Source organism: Candidatus Palauibacter sp. (assembly GCF_965237495.1).
GTDB lineage: Bacteria > Gemmatimonadota > Gemmatimonadetes > Palauibacterales > Palauibacteraceae > Palauibacter.
This window is the reverse complement of sequence record NZ_OZ250143.1, coordinates 1876352-1896985: the sequence shown is the minus strand read 5'-3', so window position 1 is coordinate 1896985 and position 20634 is coordinate 1876352. Positions and strand designations below refer to the sequence as shown.

19 protein-coding genes are annotated in these 20634 nt (G+C 67.7%); 10 read left to right on the top strand and 9 right to left on the bottom strand.

All coding sequences use genetic code 11. The annotated features are described in order from the left end of the window. Positions 1-51: 51 nt before the first annotated feature. From ACPXY0_RS08320 to ACPXY0_RS08310, 3 genes are all read right to left on the bottom strand, one after another. A complete protein-coding gene (locus ACPXY0_RS08320; RefSeq protein ID WP_423930171.1) occupies positions 52-3684 on the bottom strand; it encodes a leucine-rich repeat domain-containing protein in 3633 nt (1210 codons plus the stop codon). A 217-nt stretch (positions 3685-3901) separates the two neighbouring features. Further along, complete coding sequence (locus ACPXY0_RS08315) at positions 3902-5119, bottom strand: ATP-grasp domain-containing protein (RefSeq protein ID WP_423930169.1); 1218 nt, start codon at positions 5117-5119, stop codon at positions 3902-3904. Continuing rightward, positions 5116-6339: an ATP-grasp domain-containing protein gene (locus ACPXY0_RS08310; protein ID WP_423930167.1), complete on the bottom strand. Its 1224-nt coding sequence runs from the start codon at positions 6337-6339 to the stop codon at positions 5116-5118. The genes ACPXY0_RS08315 and ACPXY0_RS08310 overlap by 4 nt, the downstream gene beginning before the upstream one ends. 136 nt (positions 6340-6475) lie before the next feature. On the opposite strand from ACPXY0_RS08310, the gene ACPXY0_RS08305 reads away from it, so the two are divergent. Genes ACPXY0_RS08305 through ACPXY0_RS08285 form a run of 5 tightly spaced genes read left to right on the top strand, consistent with a single transcriptional unit; the run spans position 6476 to position 11874 of the window. Beyond that, a complete protein-coding gene (locus ACPXY0_RS08305; RefSeq protein WP_423930165.1) occupies positions 6476-7699 on the top strand; it encodes an ATP-grasp domain-containing protein in 1224 nt (407 codons plus the stop codon). Continuing rightward, entirely contained in the window at positions 7696-8646 is a 951-nt protein-coding gene (locus ACPXY0_RS08300; RefSeq protein WP_423930163.1) for a Type 1 glutamine amidotransferase-like domain-containing protein, read from the top strand. The genes ACPXY0_RS08305 and ACPXY0_RS08300 overlap by 4 nt, the downstream gene beginning before the upstream one ends. A gap of 53 nt (positions 8647-8699) precedes the next feature. Next, positions 8700-9842 (top strand): alpha/beta hydrolase, encoded by a 1143-nt coding sequence (locus ACPXY0_RS08295; protein ID WP_423930161.1) that lies wholly within the window; start codon positions 8700-8702, stop codon positions 9840-9842. After that, complete coding sequence (locus tag ACPXY0_RS08290; RefSeq protein ID WP_423930159.1) at positions 9839-11125, top strand: ATP-grasp domain-containing protein; 1287 nt, start codon at positions 9839-9841, stop codon at positions 11123-11125. The genes ACPXY0_RS08295 and ACPXY0_RS08290 overlap by 4 nt, the downstream gene beginning before the upstream one ends. Further along, positions 11122-11874: an esterase family protein gene (locus tag ACPXY0_RS08285; protein ID WP_423930157.1), complete on the top strand. Its 753-nt coding sequence runs from the start codon at positions 11122-11124 to the stop codon at positions 11872-11874. Before ACPXY0_RS08290 ends, ACPXY0_RS08285 begins: the two co-directional genes overlap by 4 nt. A gap of 37 nt (positions 11875-11911) precedes the next feature. On the opposite strand, the gene glgP is transcribed toward ACPXY0_RS08285, so the two are convergent. Beyond that, positions 11912-14026 (bottom strand): alpha-glucan family phosphorylase, encoded by a 2115-nt coding sequence (gene glgP / locus ACPXY0_RS08280; protein ID WP_423930155.1) that lies wholly within the window; start codon positions 14024-14026, stop codon positions 11912-11914. A 294-nt stretch (positions 14027-14320) separates the two neighbouring features. Here glgP and ACPXY0_RS08275 point away from each other — a divergent pair, with 294 nt between their 5' ends. Then, positions 14321-16018 (top strand): alanine/glycine:cation symporter family protein, encoded by a 1698-nt coding sequence (locus ACPXY0_RS08275; protein ID WP_423930153.1) that lies wholly within the window; start codon positions 14321-14323, stop codon positions 16016-16018. 80 nt (positions 16019-16098) lie between these two features. On the opposite strand, the gene ACPXY0_RS08270 is transcribed toward ACPXY0_RS08275, so the two are convergent. From ACPXY0_RS08270 to ACPXY0_RS08260, 3 genes are all read right to left on the bottom strand, one after another. Next, the gene (locus ACPXY0_RS08270; protein ID WP_423930151.1) at positions 16099-16560 is read right to left on the bottom strand and encodes a hypothetical protein; all 462 of its coding nucleotides are present in this window, start codon (positions 16558-16560) and stop codon (positions 16099-16101) included. Positions 16561-16563: 3 nt separating this feature from the next. After that, positions 16564-17142, bottom strand: a complete 579-nt coding sequence (locus tag ACPXY0_RS08265; RefSeq protein ID WP_423930149.1) for a PadR family transcriptional regulator — start codon at positions 17140-17142, stop codon at positions 16564-16566. A 128-nt stretch (positions 17143-17270) separates the two neighbouring features. After that, positions 17271-17501 (bottom strand): VOC family protein, encoded by a 231-nt coding sequence (locus ACPXY0_RS08260; protein WP_423930781.1) that lies wholly within the window; start codon positions 17499-17501, stop codon positions 17271-17273. Here ACPXY0_RS08260 and ACPXY0_RS08255 point away from each other — a divergent pair. Genes ACPXY0_RS08255 through ACPXY0_RS08240 form a run of 4 tightly spaced genes read left to right on the top strand, consistent with a single transcriptional unit; the run spans position 17435 to position 18207 of the window. Beyond that, a complete protein-coding gene (locus ACPXY0_RS08255; protein ID WP_423930147.1) occupies positions 17435-17650 on the top strand; it encodes an alanine:cation symporter family protein in 216 nt (71 codons plus the stop codon). The two genes, ACPXY0_RS08260 and ACPXY0_RS08255, sit on opposite strands and share 67 nt — an antisense overlap. After that, positions 17643-17870, top strand: coding sequence for a hypothetical protein (locus ACPXY0_RS08250; protein WP_423930145.1), 228 nt, complete (start codon positions 17643-17645; stop codon positions 17868-17870). Before ACPXY0_RS08255 ends, ACPXY0_RS08250 begins: the two co-directional genes overlap by 8 nt. Beyond that, positions 17867-18049, top strand: coding sequence for a hypothetical protein (locus ACPXY0_RS08245; RefSeq protein ID WP_423930143.1), 183 nt, complete (start codon positions 17867-17869; stop codon positions 18047-18049). Before ACPXY0_RS08250 ends, ACPXY0_RS08245 begins: the two co-directional genes overlap by 4 nt. Continuing rightward, entirely contained in the window at positions 18046-18207 is a 162-nt protein-coding gene (locus ACPXY0_RS08240) for a hypothetical protein (protein ID WP_423930141.1), read from the top strand. Before ACPXY0_RS08245 ends, ACPXY0_RS08240 begins: the two co-directional genes overlap by 4 nt. Before the next feature lie 166 nt (positions 18208-18373). On the opposite strand, the gene ACPXY0_RS08235 is transcribed toward ACPXY0_RS08240, so the two are convergent. Beyond that, positions 18374-19288: a Bpu10I family restriction endonuclease gene (locus ACPXY0_RS08235; protein WP_423930139.1), complete on the bottom strand. Its 915-nt coding sequence runs from the start codon at positions 19286-19288 to the stop codon at positions 18374-18376. 8 nt (positions 19289-19296) lie between these two features. Next, positions 19297-20319 (bottom strand): hypothetical protein, encoded by a 1023-nt coding sequence (locus ACPXY0_RS08230; protein ID WP_423930137.1) that lies wholly within the window; start codon positions 20317-20319, stop codon positions 19297-19299. Positions 20320-20634: the final 315 nt, after the last annotated feature.

Sequence of the window (20634 nt, the reverse complement as noted above, 5' to 3'; positions counted from 1 at the left end):
ACGCCCGCCGAGCGCGCAAGCTGTGAAAGGTAAGCGACGAATACGGCTCGATTAGCGCCGCCACGCCTCGCCGTCCGGTATCCCGCGGCTGAACAGCACCTCGAGGCCCGGGTTGGGCAAGGCGGCGGCGACCGCGGCCGCCCGGTTCGCTGCCGTTGGCGGCAGATCGTGCAGGATGCCGCGCACTATCCCCGTTCGCGGGTCGCGGAGGATCGCCGCCGGCCGGTCGGTCTCCCCATCGAGCGTGACCGATCCTCCGGGTCCCGAAAGCGTGATGCTCGCCAGGTCGCGCTCCCACCCCGGTCGCGCGGGGAGTACGAAGGCGAACCCGGAACTGCCGTCGCCGTCGGCCACCTCGGGCATGCCGAATCCGAAAGAGAACAGCTCGTCGCCGGCGGCGGAGTTTCCGGAAAGCACGTACACACCGTCCGAGCGTGGCAAGTTCGGCGGTGCATCGACCAGGAAGGCCGGTTCGAGGAACGGCACGCTGTCCGCGCCCACACCGCCCCAAAGGAGGAGCGCATTCGTCCGCTGAGCGCGATCAGGGAGCCCCACGCTGTCCGCTTCGCTCAGACGGAAGCGGAGCGCGTTGGCGAAGTGGTAGTCGCTGATCCCGTCGGGCGGCCCGCAATACGACATCAAGTCCGGTGTGGAGGGCTGCACCAACCGGCCGCCGTCGCGGAAGTCGTACCCCCAGGTCCCGGTCGATCCGTTGGCGTAGGGGAACGAAGGGTCGGGGCCGCCGGCTAAACCGCACGGCGCGTGGCGGAGATTCAGGTTGTGACCGAGTTCGTGAGCTATGACATCCGGGGCCGGTAGGGAGAAAGTCGACCGCCCGGGGAGCTTGGCCACTCCCCTCACGGGTCCCAGCAAGGGGCGCACCATCATTCCCTTGTAGTGGCCGGTCCCGCCTTCCAGGGCCCGAATGACGGCGGTCTGGTTGAGTAGAGCGCGCGCGCTGTTGGTTGAGGTCAGCACGGGCTCGTGCGCCGTGACCGCCAGATCGCCGATCGGCAGCAGCGCGCGCGCGTCCCCGAACATTTCGTGGTTCTCGGGGTCCGCTGCCATCTCCCTGACGAGGTCCACGATCGACGAATCCTGCGTCTCGCTCCAGATGAAGGGGATCAGCGTCAGGTCGAACAGCGGCACGGCCCGGACCTCTACCGGCAGCCGCCCTGTGTCCGGGATCCGCGTTGCAACCCCCAGGCTCGGATCCAGTGTCCCGTCCGGGTCGACTTCGATCACTATCTCGAGCCCCGGCTGAACGACATGGCCCGGAATCTCGGCGTTGGCGGACTTCGAGAGATCGCTCTCGTCCACCGTGGTCGGGATGGGCTCGGACCGGCGCGGAATGTCCTCCACATGCGTCTCCGTGCCGTCCCGGTAGAACCGGGCCCGGACCGCCGGAATCCCTTGGCTGGTGGTCCGGCTCGCCGTCGGGAACACACGCAACAGCGCTTTCCTGCCCGCCACCAGCGGGACGGGGAAGTCACGTGACTGCACCGCCTGGGTCAGGTACGCGGCCGGCAGGTCTCCCTCGACGCAGGGGGCGATCCGGCGCTTGTAAATCCCGGCCAGCCACGCCTGGAACCCGGGGTCTGACGGCGCGCACAGGCGCGTACCCGCGGTCAGGAGCACGTCGAGTCGGTGAAGCGCCGCCATCTCGATTGGAAACGGCCCCGCCATGGACCGGTTGTTCGAGAGGGACATCTCCTGCAGGCTCGCCATGCCGCCAAACTCGCGGGGCACGGGGCCCATCAGCTTGTTGTCGTCGACGACCAGGTGCTCCAGCATCGAAAGGTCGCCGAGCTGTCGCGGGAGCAGGCCCGTCAGCTCGTTGCGGCGGAGGTCCAAAAACGTCAGCGAGGAGAGGTTGCCGAGTTCGGCGGGGATCGCTCCGGAAAGGGCATTGTCGCGCAGGGACAGGACCTTCAGGGTGGCGACGTAGCCGAGTCCCGGCGGGATCGCGCCCGTCAGGGCGTTCCCCCACAGGAGGATCCGCTCGACGCTGGCGAGGCGGCCGAGTTCGCGCGGGATCGGCCCCGTAAGGCCGTTGTCCTGCAGGAGAAGCTCGGTAAGGCTGGAGAGATTGCCGAGTTCGGGGGGGATCGGACCGCTCAGATCGTTACCATGCAACTCCAGCCACGTCAGGTTGGAGAGACTCCCGAGTGCGGGCGGGATGGTTCCCGTCAGGTTGTTGCCCCACAGTTCCAGTCGCTTCAGGCCGGAGATGTTGCCGAGTTCGGCGGGGATCGGGCCTTCGAGTTCGTTCTCGCCGAGCGCCAGCAACTCAAGCCTGGAGAGGTCGCCGAGTTCGGGCGGTATCGCGCCCGTGAGAGCGTTTCGCCCGAGGTCCAGCGTTGTCAGGTCGGCGAGGCCGCCGAGTTCCGGGGGGATCTCGCCCGACAAGCCGTTCTCCGCGAGGTTAAGCCCCGTCAGGTTGGTGAGGCCGCTGAATTCCGAGGGGATCGGGCCCGAGAGGTCGTTTTCTGCGAGGTTCAGCCCCGCAAGGTGGGTGAGGTCGCCGAGTTCGGGCGGGATGGGCCCCCTGAGGTTGTTTGAGTGAAGCGCCAGCCGCACCACGCGGCCCTCGCCATCGACCTCCACCCCGTACCAATCCCCCAGAGGCGCGTCCGTTAACCAGTTTTCGCTATTGCCCCACGTCGGCCCTCCCGCCGCTTCGTACAGTATCTCAAGGCTCTTGCGGTCCGAGAGCGGCTCGCACTGGACGCCCGTCCCCTCGTGCGACGGAATGCCGCTCATCCACGCCTGGAATGCCGCCTCCGCCGGGGCGCACAATCCAGTGTCTGCGTAGTGGAGTTCCCGCAGCGAGAGTCGCGCCAGTGTCCGTGGCAGCCGGCCCGCGAGGACGTTGCCGCCGATGCGCAATATGGTCATGCGCGACAGTTCCCCCAGTTGCGCGGGCAATCGGCCGGTCAATGCGTTGCGGGCAAGATCGAGTTCCGTCACCCGGCCGAGGGAATCGGCCGTGACGCCATACCAAGCGGCCACGGCATCTTCGCCCAGCCAGCCGCCGGACTGGGTCCAGCCGGCGCCGCCAGTCGCTTCGTAGAGCGACTCGAGTGCGGCCACGTCGGTTGCGTTGCAGGAGGACGCCGCGTCGGCATCGTGGTTCTCGATGCCTTCCAGCCACTCCGCGAAAGCGGACGTGCCGGGCACACAAACCCTGCTCCGTCCGAGATAGAGGTCGTCGAGCTGGTCGAGTTGCACGAAGCCCTGCGGGATGGGGCCGGTGAGTTCGTTCCCCCAGAGGTACAGCGACGCCAGGTTGGCGAGGCCGCCGAGTTCCGCCGGGATCGGGCCCGTGAGATTGTTGGCGAAGAGTCGCAGGTCCGTCAGGTTCGTGAGAATGCCGAGTTGCGAGGGGATCGGGCCCGAGAGGCCGTGCGATACCCATGGCCGTCTTATGCCATCCCCCCGGCCGGACAGATCAAGCCGCCGCACACGCCCGGAACGGTCGGTGTCCACCCCGTACCACTCTCCCAGCGGCGCGTCGGTGAGCCAGTTCTCGCTGTTGACCCAGTTCGGCCCGTCAGTCGCCTCGTAGAGCGCCACCAGCGCCGCCCGGTCCGGGTCGACGGACGTCGGCAGCGCAGGCGGTGGCGCGGGTCCAGCGGGATCGTCGGCGCAGGAGAGGAGCCCCAGCGTGGCAAGCGCAGCCATCGGCGCCCACCGCCGCCCGTCCCGCCGCCGGGCCCATCTCGCTGGCCTGCCCGCCATATTCGCCCCCCGAGGCTCTCGGTCCGTCCCCTGTCACCGAATCTCGTACGGCCTCGGGACAAGACGCCCCTGCCGCATGGAGTGGATTATGGTGAACTCTGCACCGGGGAGACACCAGGACGACGGCGACGATGCCTTTGACTGAGACGACGGCCGTAGGTCAGGCGGCGTAGAGCTGGAGTCGGGTCGAGAACTCCGCGGCGATCGCCTCCAGCGTCTCCAGGTCGGGGTGTCGGAGGAAGATCATCCCGTCGGAGACGAGCGTCGCCTTCCAGTTGCGGCGGGGCGCGCCGATCGGGAGGAGGTCCAGGCTGCACACCCGGTGGCCGTACTCCTGCAGCAGGGGTCCCAGCCCCTCGATGCGTTCGATCCGGCCCTGGCCGCGCGCACGCTTCACGATCCAGCACGCGTTGTACTTCCGCTCCACGGGCTGCGACCACCTCGCGTGGACCACGCCTTCCGCCCACCCGCGGTACGTGTCGATGTCGCTCGCGAAATTGATCAGGTCGACGGTCCGCACCCCCGGCGGCCGGGCGCCGATCTCCCCGAACACGGCTTCGCCGTCCGCGGTCCGGTACCACTCCATGTGTGTGTAGCCGGTGTCGAAGCCGAGCGCGTCGAGCACGGCGAAGCCCATCTCGCGGCCGGGGGCGAGGTCGTCGGCCTCCACATCGCGCAGCGCGTAGGTGACGGGGCTCAGCCACTCGTGGGTCTTCGACTCGAGCGCCCGCGGCCAGTAGCGGCACATGTTGTAGTGGGCCACGACGCCGCCCACGGTGACGGTGTCGAAGGTCATGTCCTCGCCCTCGATGAATTCCTCCACCGTGACCTGGGGCACGTGGCGCAGGGCGGGGAGCACGCGCTCGAGGTCGCGCGCGGAATCGACCCTGTAGGTGTCGGCCGATCCCGCCCCCGCCACGGGCTTCACGATGAGCGGGAAGCCGACCCCGTCGGCGACCTCGCGGCACTCCGCGACGCTCGAGGCTCGCCCGTGGCGCGGCGTCCGGATTCCGGCCGCGTCGAGCACGTCCTTCATGATCTCCTTGTCGCGGAAGGGGAGCGTCTGCTCGACCGTCGGCCCGGGGACGCCCAGCATCTCGCGCAGGCGCGCGGCGAGGATCATGTAGGGCTCCCACAGGCACTCCACGCGGTCGACGCGGGTCCTGGCCGCGAACGCGGCCACCTGCCGGATTACGTCGGCCTCGTCGGCAAGCGACCGCACCTGCACATGCGTCGACACGCTCGCCCGGGCGATCTCCGGCAGCGCGGACCCCGGCTGGTCCCCGAGCCCGATCACGGTCGCGCCCACCTCGGCGAGGCCGCGCGTGAAATACTGCATCTCGGCCGGATACCCCGGCGAAATCATGAGTACGTTCATGGCTGTAGCTCCACCCGCACGCGGGTAATGATCCGTCCCAGCGCCTCCTCGACCATTTCGGTGCGAGGGTGACGCACGATGATGTAACCTTCTCCCTCGTAGGAGGCGCTCCGGGCCTGTCCCGGCCGCGGCAGCCGCCACTCGACGCATAGCGGCCCCAGTTCGCTCGCGATCTCCTCGAGTCCCGCCACCCGCCGGACCCTTCCGTGTCCCTGTCCCCGGAGATACGCCGCGCCCGCCGCGTAGGGCCGGGCCTGAGGATCGAAGTCGTCGAACACCAGCAGGCGCGCCCAGGCCCGATAGAGGTCGAACTCGTGCGCGTGGGAGATCAGCGTGACGAACTGCGCACCGGGCGGGCGGGCGCCGACCTCCGAGATGGCGACCGTCCCGTCGGGGCGCCGGAACCATTCCATGTGGCTGAGGCCCGTCTCCATCCCCAGCGCGTCGAGCGCGGGTCCCGCGACGTGGCGGATCTCCTCGTAGCGCGGGGAGTCCACCTCGCGCGGGAGGAGGACGCACCACTGGATCCACGGCTCGCGCAGCACCTCGAGCGGCGAGGGGAGGTAGTGGTTGATCGAGTGCCACACGAGGCGGCCGCCGATCGACACGGCATCGAACGAGTGTTCCTCGCCGACCACGAACTCCTCGATGAGGGTGGGTCGATCCGGGCTCGGCGCGGACATTGCGACGGCGGCGCGCAGTTCCTCGGGCGTCTCGACCCGGAAGGTGCCGCGGGCGCCGGAGCCGGCCGGGGGCTTCACGATGAGCGGGAACCCCTGCTCGGCGGAGAACGCCGCCGCCTCGGCTTGGTCGCGGACGAGCGCGTGCCGGGCGCAGGGCAGGCCGTGCGCGCGCAGCACGTCCTTCATCCGCGACTTGTCGCGGAAATTGTGTGCCGCCGCGGCGCCCATCCCGGGGAGTCCGAGCGCGTCGCGCAGCTCGCCGAGCGGCACCTGGAGATCCTCGAGCGCGCCCAGCAGCCGGTCGATCCCCCCGAATTCCGCGGAGAGCTGTCCGAGCCCGGCGTGGATCCCCTCCGCCGACAGCGCGTCCTCGACCCGCGCCGTAGCAGCGATGCGCCGCCGTAGCGCCGGGGGCATCTTCTCGATCGGCTCCTGCGTCACGACCCCCAGACGCACGTTCTCGAGTCCCGCCGCCGCTTCCAGAAACCGAAGCGTGGCAGGGAGATAGAACGGGGCGACGAATGCGACGTTGCGCATGGAACTTCCAGGGTTTCGGACAGGTACGGACCGGGTACGGACCGCCGGGCTGGCGCTTGAGAGGAAGGACTGTACAATGCCGGGCCGACAAAGTGAAGCTTCACGGCGCCTCTCGCAAAACCCGTCTGAGAGAACGATGCACGTCGTATTCGTCGAACCCCGGTTTCCCGGGAATCAGAAGGACTTCGTCCGCGGTCTTCACGAGGTCGGCGCGGAGGTGTCGGCGGTCGGTGAAGCCCCGCTCGATGCACTCGGCCCCGACCTGCCCCGGTGGCTCACCTGCTACGAGCAGGTGGGTTCGGTGTGCGACGAGTCCGCCCTCTCCCGGGCGCTGTACGAGATCCATCGCCGCCGGCTCGTGGACCGCCTCGAGGCCACCGTGGAGGCGCACATCCTGCCCGTGGCCCGCGTCCGGGAGGCGGCGGGGCTGGCCGGCACCTCCGTGAAGACCGCGCATCTGTGCCGCGACAAGCCGGCCATGAAGGAGGCGCTGCGCGAGGCGGGCGTCGCGACCGCGCAGTCGATGGGCGGGGGCGATGCGGACGAGATCCTGCGCTTCGGGAGCCGCGTCGGCTATCCGCTCATCGTCAAGCCGCGCGCCGGGGCGGGCGCTTCCGGGACCTATCGCGTCGACAGCGAAGCCGAACTCGCCGCGCTCCTCCCCCGCCTCGGGGTGGGTCACGGCGCCGAAGTCGCGGTCGAGGAGTTCGTCGAGGGGCACGAGGCGTTCTACGACACGCTCTCGATCGGCGGCGTGATCGTGCACGATTTCATGACCCACTACTACCCGAACGTGCTCGAGGCGATGCGGACGCGGGAGGTCTCGCCGCAGTTCATCACGACGAACCGGATCGATGCCGCCGCCCCCTATGCCGAGGTTCGGGAGCTCGGGAAGAAGGTCATCGACGCGCTCGAGATCGGGACCTCGGCGACCCACATGGAGTGGTTCTTCGGGGAGAAAGGGCTCAAGTTCTCCGAGATCGGCTGCCGCCCTCCCGGCGTCCGGGCGTGGGATCTGTACGCCGCCGCCAACGAGATGGACCTGTACCGGGAATGGGCCGCCTGCATCGTGCACGGGCGCACGGCGCAGGAGGCGACCCGCCGCTACTCCGCGGGCATCGTCACGCTGCGTCCGGAGCGCGATGGCCGGATCACGGGGTACGAGGGTCTGGAGAAGGTGGAATCGCGGTTCGGAGAGTGGATCATCGACGTGCACCTGCCGTCCCCGGGCACGCCGACCCAGCCGGTGGAGGCGGGCTATATGGCGAACGCGTGGTTGCGTCTGCGGCATCCCGACTACGACGAACTGCGCGGGATGCTGGATTCGGTGGGGCGCTGGGTCAGGGTTCGCGCCGCATGAATCCGGTCGTCCTCATCGGGCCGCGCGGCGGGGGCCTCACCCTCCCGGGGGTGGTCGCGGAACTGGAAGCCTCGGGCGTGATATCGCGCGGTTCGAGGATTGCGGCCGTCACCGCCGGGTGGCGGGACCGCGAAGCGAACGAGGGCTTCATCGATCCCCGCCTCGCCGACCGCGTCGTCGATCTCGAACTGTACCGGCGCTCGGACCGGGTGGCGGAGGCGGACCCGGAATTCGCCCGGGCGCACCGGGCCACCCAGGGTCGGCTCAAGGCCCTGCGTCGCGCCTACAACCTGCGACTCGATGGCCTCGTCGGGGCACACCGGGGGCTGGCCGAGTTGCGTGGAGACGAATCCGTTCTTCGGGCGGAACGGGACGAGGCCCTGGAGGCCATCCGGCGGCTCGACGCCCGGCACCTGGACCGGGTCGCCGAGATCCGGTCGGAGTTCGAGCGGCGCATGAAGTCCGCTGAGCGCGACGCGGTGCGATCGCAGCGGCGGGAAGTCGACGCGCGACTGGAGGGGACGGAGGCGGTCGTGATCGAGGGCGGACACGTCGCGAACCTGCTCAGCCGCCTCCGCCTGTTCGGGGGACGGGAGCTCCTCCAGGGACGCGCCGTGATCGCCCGCTCGGCCGGGGCGATGGTGCTCACCCCGCGCATCGTGCTCTTCCACGACCGGCCGCCGTGGGGCGCGGGGCACCCCGAGGTCTTCGATGCGGGGCTCGGACTGGCCGAGGACATCGTGGCGCTGCCCCACGCCTCCGCGCGTCTCGCGCTCGACGACCGAGCGCTGGGTGCGCGGCTCGCGGCCCGATTTGCCCCGGCCTCCTGCGTCCTCCTCGACCCGGGACACCGGATCGATCTGGCCGCCGAGGGCTGGAGCGGGGAAGGCGGAGTCGAACGGCTCGACCCGACGGGCCGCCGGGTCCGTTTCCTCGCGGCGGCGTAGCCCGAGCGATGCGATTCGACGCCAGCCCCCGGCCGCGCGGGCACGACGCGTCCATGCCGCGCTCCGCCTCGATCGCGGCCCTGGAGGCGCGGCTCGCATCCGATCCCCGCGCCGTGGATGCCTTCCTGGAAGCCCACGAGTTCCCGCTCGCGGAACCGCCTCTCTATACCTTCGTCTATCGAGGGGAGGCCGACGCCGTACGGCTCCGGCACTGGGTGCACGGGCTCCACACTTCGGCCCCGTTCCGCCGTCTGGAGGGGACCGATCTCTGGTGCTACACGCTCGAACTGCCGGACAGTTCCCGCGTGGAGTACAAGATCGAAGTGCTCGCCCGCGGCCGCGCCGAATGGATCGAGGACCCCCTGAACCCCCTCCGTGCGCGCGATCCGTTCGGCGCGAACTCCGTCGTTCAGGCGCGCGGCTACGAGATCCCCGATTGGGCCCGCGAGACCGGCGAAGCGCCCGCCGGCGTCATGGACGAACTCGTGGTCGAGAGCGAGGCGTTCGACTCCGCCCGGCATGTGACCGTGTACCGGCCGGCGGACTTCCGCCCCACGCGTCGCTACCCGCTGCTCATCGTGCACGACGGGGCCGACTACCTCGAGTACGCCAGCCTGCGGCCGGTGCTCGACCAGCTCATCGGGCGCTTCGAGCTTCCGCGCCTGATCGTCGCGCTGCTGCACCCGGGCGACCGGATGTCGGAATACTCGGCGGATCCGGCCCACGCCCGGTTCGTCGTCGAGGAGTTGCTGCCGCGACTCGAGCGCGACTACCCGCTCCTCCCCGAGCCCGATTCGCGCGGCCTCATGGGCGCCAGTCTGGGGGCGGTCGCCTCCTTCCACGTCGCGCTCCGCTACCCCGACCGCTTCGGCCGGCTGCTGCTCCAGTCGGGCTCGTTCCTCTTCACGGACATCGGCGGCAATGAGGGCGGCCCCGTCTTCGACCGGATGGTCGACATGATGAACGGGTACCGGGACGCGCCGACCCCTGTCGCCGAAAAGGCGTTCGTCTCCGTCGGCGTGTACGAGCCGCTGGCCTCCGAGAACCGCGCGCTCATCCCCGTCCTCCGGCGCGTCGGCGTCGACGTTCGTTTCGTCGAGTCGCGCGATGGCCACAACTGGGAGAACTGGCGCGACCGGCTCCGCGAGGGGCTCACGTGGCTCTTCCCGGGCCCGTTGTGGTTGGTGTACGAATGACCCCCCCTCGAGCCGCCACCCCGGCGCCCGAAGTCACGCGCCGCATCGGGCTCTCCCTCGGGGCGGACCTCTGCTGGCCCATCGCCTATCGCGAGATCCTCCGGCGGCTGGACCTCCGGATTCCCTCCCCGGATGGCACCCTCCGGTTCCAGGTCGAGGACGTCACGATCGAGCCTTTCGACATTCAGAAGCCGGTGAGATACGACCTCGTCATCGACCGCCTCACGCGCTGGTACTTCCCGACGCGCGAGTGGATCAAGAAGTGCGTCGTCATGGACGACCTCTACGTGTTCAACAACCCGTGGAGCGTCCAGTCGATGGAGAAGCACTCCACCTACTGCGCCATGATGCGGCTGGGTCTCCCGGTGCCGCGGACCTGGCTGATCCCGCCCAAGTCGTACGAGCCGAAAGACGACCTGGCCGTCACCCTTCGGCGCTACGCGCGGCTGTTCGATCTCCGGGAAGTGGCGCGCGATCTCGGATATCCCGTCTTCATGAAGCCCTACGACGGCGGGGGCTGGCGCGGGGTCTCGCGGATCGAGGACGACGAGGCGCTGCAGGCCGCCTACGACGAGAGCGGCAAGTTCGTCATGCACCTGCAGCGGGGCGTGGAAGCGTACGACCGCTTCGTCCGCTGCGTCGGGCTGGGACCACAGACGCGCGCCGTTCTCTACGACCCCGGCGCCCCGCAGCACGACCGGTACACCCTCGAGCGGGATTTTCTCGGCGCGAGCGACGCCCGCGAGATCCGCGACATGACGCTCACGATCAACGCCTTCTTCGGGTGGGACTTCAACTCCTGCGAAGCCCTCCGCAGCGGCGGGCGGTGGATACCGATCGACTTCGCGAACCCGTGCCCGGATTCCCAGGTCACGTCGCTCCACTATCATTTTCCGTGGCTCATCAAGGCGAATATCCGCTGGTCCATCTTCTGCGCGGCGACCCGGAGGCGAATGCGCATCAACCTTGACTGGCAACCGTTCTTCGACGCGTGCCGCGCCGGGATGACGCCGGAGGAGAGGATGCGGGTCTGCGGCGAAATCGCCGAGGCGCGCCTGGAGACCGACCGCTTCGTGGATTTCTGCGAGACGCACCTCGGCCAGCTCGACGAGGTGGCCGACGAGTTCTTCGGCAGCGAGGCGGCCCGCGACGCGGTCCACGTGAAGGTGTCGTCGCTGTACCCGGATCACGAGATCGACGAGTTTACAGATCTCCTCTTCAACCGCATCCAGGCGGCCCGGCGGGAAGAGCCGCCCGGCAGCGTACCCATCCTCGCGTCATGAAACTCATCGCCAGCTGGTGGTCGGACCGTCTCGAGCAGGAAGTCGACGTCGTCCGCTGGGGCGAGGTCGGCGTCCCCCTCCTCATGTTCCCCACCGCCGCCGGCGACGCGGAGGAGATCGAGCGCTTCCTCGTCATCGACACGGTGGCGGACTACCTCACGGACGGTCGTCTCAAGGTCTATTCGTGCGACAGCGTGGCCGGACGCGCCATGCTCGGCCAGGAGGGGACGCCCGAGCACCGCATGCGCGTGCTCAACCGATTCCAGGATTTCGTCGGCTACGAGTTCGTCCCCTGGATCCAGGACGACTGCAACGACCCGTCGATCGACGTGATGGCGGCGGGATCCTCCATCGGGGCCTTCCACGCGCTGGCCATGCTGTGCCGCTTCCCGGACGCCTTCTCGCACGCGCTCTGCATGAGCGGGACCTACGACCTGGAGCGGTTCCTGAAGCACGAGACCGGGATTCGGGCGGGGATCACGGAAGACTTCTACCACGCGTCCCCTCTGCACTACCTGCCGGATCTCACGGGTGAGACGCTCGACCGGCTGCGGGAACGGTTCGCCCTCTTCGCGTCAGGACGCGGGCGCGCCGAGGACATCGACGAATCGTGGCGCATGGCGTCGCGGCTGGGCGGGAAGGGCGTGCCGAACCGGGTGGACGACTGGGGCGAAGACTGGCACCACGACTGGCCCACATGGCGCAACATGCTGCTCCGCTACCTGGACGAACTGCTGCCGCCCCGCTAGGAGCGCGAGCCGCCGCCTTCCCTCCGGGGGTGGGCCGCTACATGTGAGTCGGCGGGTCGTCGCCATCGGAGAGTCCACGCAGCGCCGGGACGTAGTAGTCGCGGGCGTACTCTCGCACCATGCGTTGGGCCGTGAACCGCGCGCCGGCCACCTCGATGGCCCGCCGCGCCCGCTCGAGCCAGCCCGCGGGGGCGTCGTCCCATGAGCCCTCGCCCGGCCGGTCGTAGAAGAGGGGGACGACCTCGTCCTCGAGAAGGCGGAAGAGGTGCTCGTGATCGTGGCGGTCCGTCTCCTCCTCGGTCGCGTCTTCCGGCGCGCGCGGCAGGATCCAGCCGTTGTCTCCCTCGAATCCCTCCTCCCACCATCCGTCGTTCGTCGCGAGTTGGGGTACGCCGTTGAGCGCGGCCTTCATCCCGCTCGTCCCGCTCGCCTCCAGCGGGACCCGGGGCAGGTTGAGCCACAGGTCGACGCCCTCGACGAGACGATGGGCCGTGTGGAGCCCGTAGTTCTCGATGAAGGCGATCCGTCCCTCGAACCGGGGGTCACGGGTGTGCTCGTAGACGCGCTGCAGGACCCGCTTGCCCTCGTCATCCCGCGGGTGCGCCTTCCCCGCGAAGATCAGTTGCACCGGCCGGCGCGGATCCGAGAGCAGCGCCAGCAACCGGTCGCGGTCGCGGAAGATGAGGTCCGCGCGCTTGTAGGCTGCGAAGCGCCGCGCGAAGCCGATCGTGAGCGGATACGGGCTCATGAGCGTGCCCGCCCCGACGAGGTGCTCCGCTTCCGGCCAGTGTTCGCGCCAACGGCCCCGGGCCTCTTCGCGCATCAGGTCGAGGAGTCTGAGCTTGAGCCGCCGGCGCACCCGCCACAGGGCCTCCGCCGGGAGGTGGTCGTCCAGCAGACGGACGATGTCCTCGTGCATCCACGTCCCGAGGTGTACGCCGTTCGTGACGTGCCGGATGGGGACATCCCCGGCCGGCCGGTTCGCCCACAATCCGCGCCAGATCTCCCGGCTGACGTGGCCGTGGCGCGCGGAGACGCCGTTCACCCTCCGTGACAGCCGGATCGCGGCCGCCGTCATGTTGAAGCGGTCGCGTCCCTCGTCGTCCGGATGAAGCCCCAGCCCCAGAAGTTCGTCCCGCGCCTCGATCTCTTCCCAGAACTTCTCGCCCGTCCAGTCCCGCATCTGAGAGTGGGAGAACACGTCGTGACCGGCGGGCACGGGCGTGTGCGTGGTGAATGCGGTCGAGGCCCGCACGCGGGCCACGGCGTCCGGGAAGGGAAGACCCTCCCGAATGAGGCCGCGTACCCGTTCGACCATCATGAACGCCGCGTGGCCCTCGTTGGCGTGCCACGCCCTGGGCTCGATCCCGAGCGCCGCGAGGACCCGCACCCCCCCGACGCCGAGGAGCGCTTCCTGGCGCAGCCGGTGGTCGACGCCACCCGCGTACAGCTGGTGCGAGAGGCCGCGGTCCGCCGGGTCGTTCTCGTCCAGGTCCGTGTCGAGCAGGTACAGCGGCACGCGGCCGACCCGGACCCGCCAGGCTCCGACGTGGATGCGTCGGCCCGCGCCCTGGATCCATGTGAGCCAGGGCACGCCGTCCGCCCCGCGCAGCCGCTCGAGCGGCGTCAGCCGGGGATCGAGCGGATCATCGGCGTCCTCCTGCCAGCCGTCGGGGCCCAGCGTCTGGTCGAAGTAGCCGTGCGCGTACATCAGGCCTACGCCTACGAGAGGGACGCCGAGTTCCGAAGCGGCCTTCAGGTGATCTCCGGCCAGCACCCCGAGCCCTCCGGAGTAGATGGGGATGGACTCGTGCAGAGCGAACTCGGCGCAGAAATAGGCGATCGGGGTGGCGGCGAACTCGGGGTATCGCCGCTGGAACCAGGTCGACTCGCGGCTCGCAGCCGCGTCCACCGCTGCGCACAGTGCGTCGTAGCGCGGCAGAAACGCCGGATCCCCGGCCAGGGCGCGAAGGCGCGCGTCCCCGACCTCCCGAAGCAGCGCCACGGGGTTGTTCAGCGAGCGACGCCACAGCGGCGGGTCGATGGCGCGGAAGACGGACCGGGCCTCCCGGTTCCACGTCCACGAGAGGTTGGTCGCGAACTCCCACAGCCGCCCGATCCGGGCCGGCAGGCCGGGACCGCGTGCGTCCACCGTCATTGCCTCACTGTCATCGCGTCACCGTCATCGGCTCGAAGTCTGGGCCCACGTCTCCCCTTGCGTGCTTCCGGTGGGTGTGTCGGATGTGGTTTCGGGGCCGGGTGTTGGAGCGACGCCGGCTCCGGGCCGCCGCTGGCGCGAACGAACTTACCGATCCGGGGGTGGCGCGGCAGGTACCGGCCGGCCCGTCATCGGCGGACCGGCGAACCGCTCCCGGTTGCAGCCCCGGCTGCCGGGGGCCAAACTCAGCGCAACTCCCTGCCACCGGCAGCTCAACAGGAAAAGCGCATGGACTTCGCCACAATCGTCGACTGGCTCGACCGGAACATCGCGCAGTTCGGGATCACGATCGCTGGAGAGCGCCTGACGCTTCAGGTCCTGCTCCTCCTCGGCATCGGGACCTACCTCACGCTGAAGCTGGGCCTGCCGCAGATCCGCAAGTTCGCGCACGGCGTCGCGGTCGCCACCGGCCGCTACGACGACCCGGACGATCCGGGCGACGTTTCGCACTTCCAGGCGCTGACCACCGCGCTCAGCGCCACGGTGGGGATCGGGAACATCGCCGGCGCCGCGATCGCGATCCATCTCGGAGGGCCGGGGGCGCTGTTCTGGATGTGGATGACGGCCTTCCTCGGCATGGCGACGAAGTTCAGCGAGGTTACGCTGGCGCAGAGGTACCGCGAGGTCGACGAATCCTCGGCGAAATACAGCGGGACGGTGTCCGGCGGACCGATGTACTACATCGAGAAGGGACTCGGTCCGCGCTGGAAGCCCGTGGCGGCGTTCTTCGCGGTCATGCTGGGGCTGACGGCCTTCCTCACGGGGAACGCCAACCAGGCGAACACGGTCGCGGACGCGATGCTGTCCGAATTCGGGATCGCCAAGTGGATGACCGGGCTCGCCACCTCAACGCTCGTCGCGCTCGTGATCCTGGGCGGGATCAAGCGCATCGGCCGCGTCACGAGCATCCTCGCCCCGGCCATGGCGATCCTCTACGTGAGCGCCGCGATGCTCATCATCATCCTCAACCTCGACCAGGTGCCGGGAACCTTCGCGCTCATCTTCCGGGAGGCGTTCAATCCGACCGCCGGGGTGGCCGGCACCGGCGTGGGCGCGTTCCTCGTCACGCTGATGTGGGGCGTGCGGCGCGGGCTGTTCTCGAACGAGGCGGGGCAGGGCTCGGCGCCGATCGCGCACGCGGCGGCGAAGACCGATGAGCCGGTCTCCGAAGGGGTCGTCGCGCTGCTCGAGCCGTTCATCGACACGATCGTCATCGTGACCATGACGGCGCTCGTCGTGATCATGACCGGGGCCTGGAACGAACAGGTCGACACCGAGATGGCACTCGCGGGCGGGGATCTGAGCTATGTGGTGCTCGACGAAGACGGCAGCTCCGTGCCCACGGACCCGACCGGGACGATCCGCTACACGCTGGGGCGGCCGGGCGTGACGAGCGAGCCGCACGTGGCGTGGCACGAGGTTTCCGTTTCGCAGTTGTTCGAGGACGAGGCGCACACGCAGCCGTTCAGCGGCGCCGTCGACCCGGCGCGTGAAGTGGCGGTCGCCGACGACGGGCGGGAGCTGGCGGTGCTGTACGGGCAGGCCTACGAGACGGGCGCGCCGCTGACGCAGATGGGGTTCCGGAGGGGCCTCGAGCCGCTCGGCGACTGGGGCCATTACATCGTGATCTTCTCGGTGTTCCTGTTCGCGATCTCGACGGCGATCTCCTGGAGCTACTACGGCGACCGCTGCGCGAACTACCTGTTCGGGCAGCGCGCGATCATCCCCTACAAGCTCGTGTTCGTCGGGATGCACTTCATCGGTGCGGTTCTGCCGCTGGCCGTGGTGTGGGCGCTGGGCGACGTGTTCCTGGCCATCGTCATCATCCCGAACCTGATCGCGCTCATCTTCCTGACGCCGAAGATCAAGGAGATGACGGAGTCCTACTTCACTCGCAGTCCTTGGCAGCGTCAGCGCGGACGGTAGGTCGTACGGTCATGTAGCGCCGGCAGAGGCGTCGTTGCCGACGTGCGACGGTCGCGTCGGCGGACTCTTCCCGGGACAGCCTACCGCGGCGGACGGGCGAGGGTCCGGGGACTCCCCGTCCGGAGCCTGCCGGCGCCCTCGACGTATTCCTCGAGGCTGATGCGGCCGTCGACATAGTGGCGCTGGAGGCGGGCGACGGCCCGGTCTTCGGGTCTCGGGCTCGCGGTCGCGATGGCTCTGCCGCCGTCGCGGACGGGGGCCCGGTCAAGACCGCGGTTGGAGCGGGTCGAGGGTTTCCGCGCGCGCCGTTCGAGACGAGCCCGCGCGCCCGAAGGCAGGAACCGGGCGGTGTCCTCCACGAGGCCCTTCATGTCCGCCGCGCACTGCGCGAGCAGGCCAGGCAAGGCTCGATGCGTGGTAGCGATGGCGCTCCGGCCCACACGCCCCAGCTTGCCGAGGGCTCGTTGCAGGTCGGCCCGACCCCAGCCCTGGCGACGGCAGAGCCATACCGCGATCACTCCCAGAAGCGCGAATTCAAACATGGCTCACGCCTCCCGGGTCACGGCGGATCCGGGCTCCGGCCACGCGGTCTCGATCTCGCGGGCGGCACGGTCGAGGATTGCCTTTACCCTCGCCAGAGTTTCCGGATCGCCGTGCCCGCCCGTGGCCCGCTCGAAGCTCACCTGGGCGAGGTGGATGAACGAGCGCGTGACCTCGCGCATCGCGGCCCCGGTGAAACGCTCGCCCATGTTCACCAAGCGGCCGAAGATGTCGCGGGTCCGGGAGCCGTGTTCCTCGAGGAAGGCGTGGCCCTCGGACGTGAGCCGGTAGACGCGCTTGCCGTCCTCCTGCGTCGAGGAGACGTAGCCCTGGTCTTCGAGCAATTGCAGGGTGGGGTATACGGAGCCCGGGCTCGGCGTATAGAGCCCGCCGGACTCCTCCTCCAGCCGCCGCATCAGCTCGTAGCCGTGCATCGCCTCGTCGGCGAGGAGCCGGAGGAGGACGAACTTCAGTTCGCCCTTTCGAACGATCCGCCGCTTGGGGCCGAAGCCTCCGGAGAAGCGGAAGACGCCGGGGCCACAGCAGTTCGCCCAGGCGCCGAGTCCGTCTCGGTTCGTGAACATCGCTCGTCCTCCGTACGCTAACCGTGCCGACGTGTCTCGATATATCGGAACACTATCTCGATATATCGCGATGTGTCAAGAGGCGAGAACGCGGGAGGAGAAAGCGGGGGGGCGGGCCGGCGAAGGCGTCAGCTCGCGGCGGGAGCGGGCTCCCACAGTTCGACGCGTGCGCCCGTGGGGTCGACGATCCAGGCGAACTTCCCGTACTCGCAGGCTTCCGTGTTCGGGTCGACCCAGACGCCGCCTCCGCGTAGCGACGCGACGAGCCCGTCGAGGTCCTGGACGCGCAGGTTTGGCATGTAGCGGTGGGGGCTCGGCTCGCCCTTCGAGTCGAAGTAGGTCGTGTTCGAGGGGAACACCTCCCAGCGGACTGTTCTCGAGCGAGGTGGGGCAGGGCTCGGCGCCGATCGCGCACGCGGCGGGGAAGACCGATGAGCCGGTCTCCGATGGGGTCGTCGCGCTGCTCGAGCCGTTCATCGACACGATCGTTCATCGCGACCATGACTGAGCTCGTCGTGATCATGACCGGGGCCTGGAATGAACAGGTCGACACCGAGATCGCGCTTGAGGGCGGGGATCTGAGCTACGTCGTCCTCGACGAAGGCGGCTCCTCGGTGCCCACCGATCCCACGGGGACGATCCGCTACACGCTGGGGCGGCCGGGCGTGACGAGCGAGCCGCACGTAAGCGTGGCACGAGGTCTCGGTGCCGCAGTTGTTCGAGGATGAGGCGCACGACCAGCCGTTCAGCGCCGCCGTGGACCCGGCGCGCGCGGGTTGCGATCACCGACGACGGGCGGGAGCTGACGGTGCTGTACGGGCAGGCCTACGAGACGGGCGCGCCCCTGACCCAGATGGGGTTCCAGCGGGGACTGCGCCGCTCGGCGACTGGGGCCACTACATCGTGATCTTCTCGGTGTTCCTGTTCGCCATCTCCACCGCGATCTCGTGGAGCTACTACGGCGACCGCTGTGCGAACTACCTGTTCGGGCCGCGTGAATCATCCCGTGCAAGCTCGTGTTCGTCGCGATGCACTTCATTGGTGCCGTCCTGCCGCTGGCTGTGATGTGGGCGCTGGGAGACGTGTTCCTGGCCATCGTCATCCATTCCGAACCTGATCGCGCTCATATTCCTGGCGCCGCAGATCAAGGAGATGACGGAGTCAGGCTTCACCCGGAGCCCCTGGCACCGGTAGTGAGTATCACGGAGAAACTCGGCTTGACCGATTCAGGCTAGAACCAGCCGCGTTCCAGAATCCCGCGCTCGCTTAGGTTGGGGTCAGCCATTAGCTGCCCCACATGCTTGAGAAGACGCTGGAACGAGTCTGTAGAGAAGGGGTTGGAGACTAAGTGTTCTTCGAACGCCGCTCGAGAAGCGCGGCGTCCCTCGGCGTTTGCGAAGTGCTGCCGGACTGATGACGAGAGCCGCTTGCTCTTGCGCAGTATCACTACTTCATCGATGGCCGTACCGGCTGTCCGGATGGGTGTCATATCGAGCCATTCGCAGAGAAGAAGATAACGGGCGCCAGGTACAGCGAGCTTAACGTCGGCCGCCGTGGCTGCGGCTTCTTGGAACATGGTTTTGTCAAGGTTGGTCTTGATTTCCGCGACAAGATAGGCGATGGCTGCCTCTGCGTCCGTTACTGCTTCAAATGTTGGCTCATGCGACGTACGGAGGTAGATCTTTCGGGCGATAGCAAAATCCTGATCCTTGGATCTCACCCTCATACCTCCGCCGGGAGCAGGCGCTCTCAGTTCTGACACAAATTGGACAGCAGAAAAACAAGTTGCGGGACCAAGGTGAACGTCAAGGTCGTTCAAATCTCTCGAAAATACGGCCCAAACTAGCCAGGGTAGGAATTCCTCCAAGATCGTGTTGTCAAGCTTGATCTGGCCTTTCTGCCTGTATAGAAAGTCTGCGGGGCTATCGAATACAAGATCAAGATCCACCGACATCTTGTAGTTGGACAGCAAAGTCACCAACTCCGTCACAACGGTAGCACTCTCATTGTCGACGTCTTCAAGCTCTTCAATCCATTTGTCATAGCGTCCAATCGCATCTGCGACACGCGGGCTGTCTTCGGTTGGGAGCTTCGGGTTGTCTGCAAGGGCCCGAAGCTTGTCGCCATGAGGAGTGGGGAGTGCCATCTGGGTCCCTATCCAACTTGGGGTGAGGCCGGGAGTCCCGCCCGGCCTGTGAAACGGGGGGAGGGATCAACCTCTAATATCTGTTTTCCTGCACCGTCGATCAAGCGGCGAACCCCCGGTTCACTACGTCGGACAGCCGAAGCTAGGACCTCTGCTGCAAGGATACGAGCCGAGCCCAGAACGTCTCCGCTTACCTGCTTGTTCTCGAAATGCAGGATGTCTTCGAAGATTCTCTTTCCGAAACGATTTGTGAACACCCGCTCCTGCCGCAACGTAATTGGTAGGCCAAGCACCTTACTTCCAATCTCTGCTATGATGGCGCCGTTGAAGAATGGCGTCCCAAGCACATTGGATTCGCGACCAACGACGAGGATGAGTCGAGTTCCGTTGGCAGCGACGCGAGTCATCTCCTTCATGGCTAGAGACAGGTCCAAGATGTATTGGATGACCGTTAAGAAGCGATTCTGACGGTGCTTGCGATTCGAACCAACTTCAGATCGTGCGGCATCTAAGACATCATAGCCTAGTCCTTCGACCGACCCTCGGTATTGCTGATGATAGTTGAAGACGTTGATGTAAGGTGGTGACGTGATCACGAGGCCCACATCATCATTCGGTAACGGTAGATCCCGGGCATCCGCGGCGAACGTCTCGATGGGGGCTTTGGAGTATGGCAACTTCTGGACGAGATCCCGCACCTTGGTCCAGTGCCTCAGAAAGTCGACCGGCTCAGCAGTTCGTGGAAAATCCGAAAGAATAATCGCTGCATCCAGCAGTGTGGTTTGTTCGTCCAACTCCAGAGTCGCTCGGAAATCGCACAGGTGCTGGAGGTCTTGCGGAAGTCCTGGAGTAGACTTGAATAGCGATACGTCGCCAAAGTGATCTCGGAGACGCGAATCGAGATCTGTAAGCAGCGTGGTGCGTGCCGGAGGTTCGATGTTGATCAGCGTGTAGAGTCGGGCCAACAAGAGAGCGCCCGGGTTCACCTCGGCACCTCTAGCGGACGCTCCGACGAGCCCCGATTCCAGCAAGACGGTGCCGCTCCCCATGAACGGATCGAGGACCGTAGTGCCGCTAGGCCAGTACCGTCCGAGCAGCGCATCCACGAGTTGCGGAGAAAACTGGCCTCGCCACGGCAAGGGATTGGCCCGCGCGCGTCTGGTGATGTCTAGGACCGCCTGCGGGATCTCTCGTCGATTGACTGCGGTCTTAGAAAAAGCTCCCCTCGCTACCCCCACCTCCCGCTCCTCTTCCTTTGAACAACGCCAAGAACAACCGAATCGAATCGCCCAACCTACGATAACAGTTTCGGGGACCTCAGGCACAGCGAATTCCGGGGTAGCGCT

Coding starts and splice junctions, on each gene's coding strand:
- ACPXY0_RS08235 (WP_423930139.1), bottom strand. CDS start 19,288: ATGGCACTCCCCACTCCTCATGGCGACAAGCTTCGGGCCCTTGCAGAC.
- ACPXY0_RS08315 (WP_423930169.1), bottom strand. CDS start 5,119: ATGAACGTACTCATGATTTCGCCGGGGTATCCGGCCGAGATGCAGTAT.
- ACPXY0_RS08295 (WP_423930161.1), top strand. CDS start 8,700: ATGCCGCGCTCCGCCTCGATCGCGGCCCTGGAGGCGCGGCTCGCATCC.
- ACPXY0_RS08275 (WP_423930153.1), top strand. CDS start 14,321: ATGGACTTCGCCACAATCGTCGACTGGCTCGACCGGAACATCGCGCAG.
- ACPXY0_RS08285 (WP_423930157.1), top strand. CDS start 11,122: ATGAAACTCATCGCCAGCTGGTGGTCGGACCGTCTCGAGCAGGAAGTC.
- ACPXY0_RS08270 (WP_423930151.1), bottom strand. CDS start 16,560: ATGTTTGAATTCGCGCTTCTGGGAGTGATCGCGGTATGGCTCTGCCGT.
- ACPXY0_RS08300 (WP_423930163.1), top strand. CDS start 7,696: ATGAATCCGGTCGTCCTCATCGGGCCGCGCGGCGGGGGCCTCACCCTC.
- ACPXY0_RS08320 (WP_423930171.1), bottom strand. CDS start 3,684: ATGGCTGCGCTTGCCACGCTGGGGCTCCTCTCCTGCGCCGACGATCCC.
- ACPXY0_RS08250 (WP_423930145.1), top strand. CDS start 17,643: ATGACTGAGCTCGTCGTGATCATGACCGGGGCCTGGAATGAACAGGTC.
- ACPXY0_RS08290 (WP_423930159.1), top strand. CDS start 9,839: ATGACCCCCCCTCGAGCCGCCACCCCGGCGCCCGAAGTCACGCGCCGC.
- ACPXY0_RS08305 (WP_423930165.1), top strand. CDS start 6,476: ATGCACGTCGTATTCGTCGAACCCCGGTTTCCCGGGAATCAGAAGGAC.
- ACPXY0_RS08265 (WP_423930149.1), bottom strand. CDS start 17,142: ATGTTCACGAACCGAGACGGACTCGGCGCCTGGGCGAACTGCTGTGGC.
- ACPXY0_RS08310 (WP_423930167.1), bottom strand. CDS start 6,339: ATGCGCAACGTCGCATTCGTCGCCCCGTTCTATCTCCCTGCCACGCTT.
- ACPXY0_RS08245 (WP_423930143.1), top strand. CDS start 17,867: ATGAGGCGCACGACCAGCCGTTCAGCGCCGCCGTGGACCCGGCGCGCG.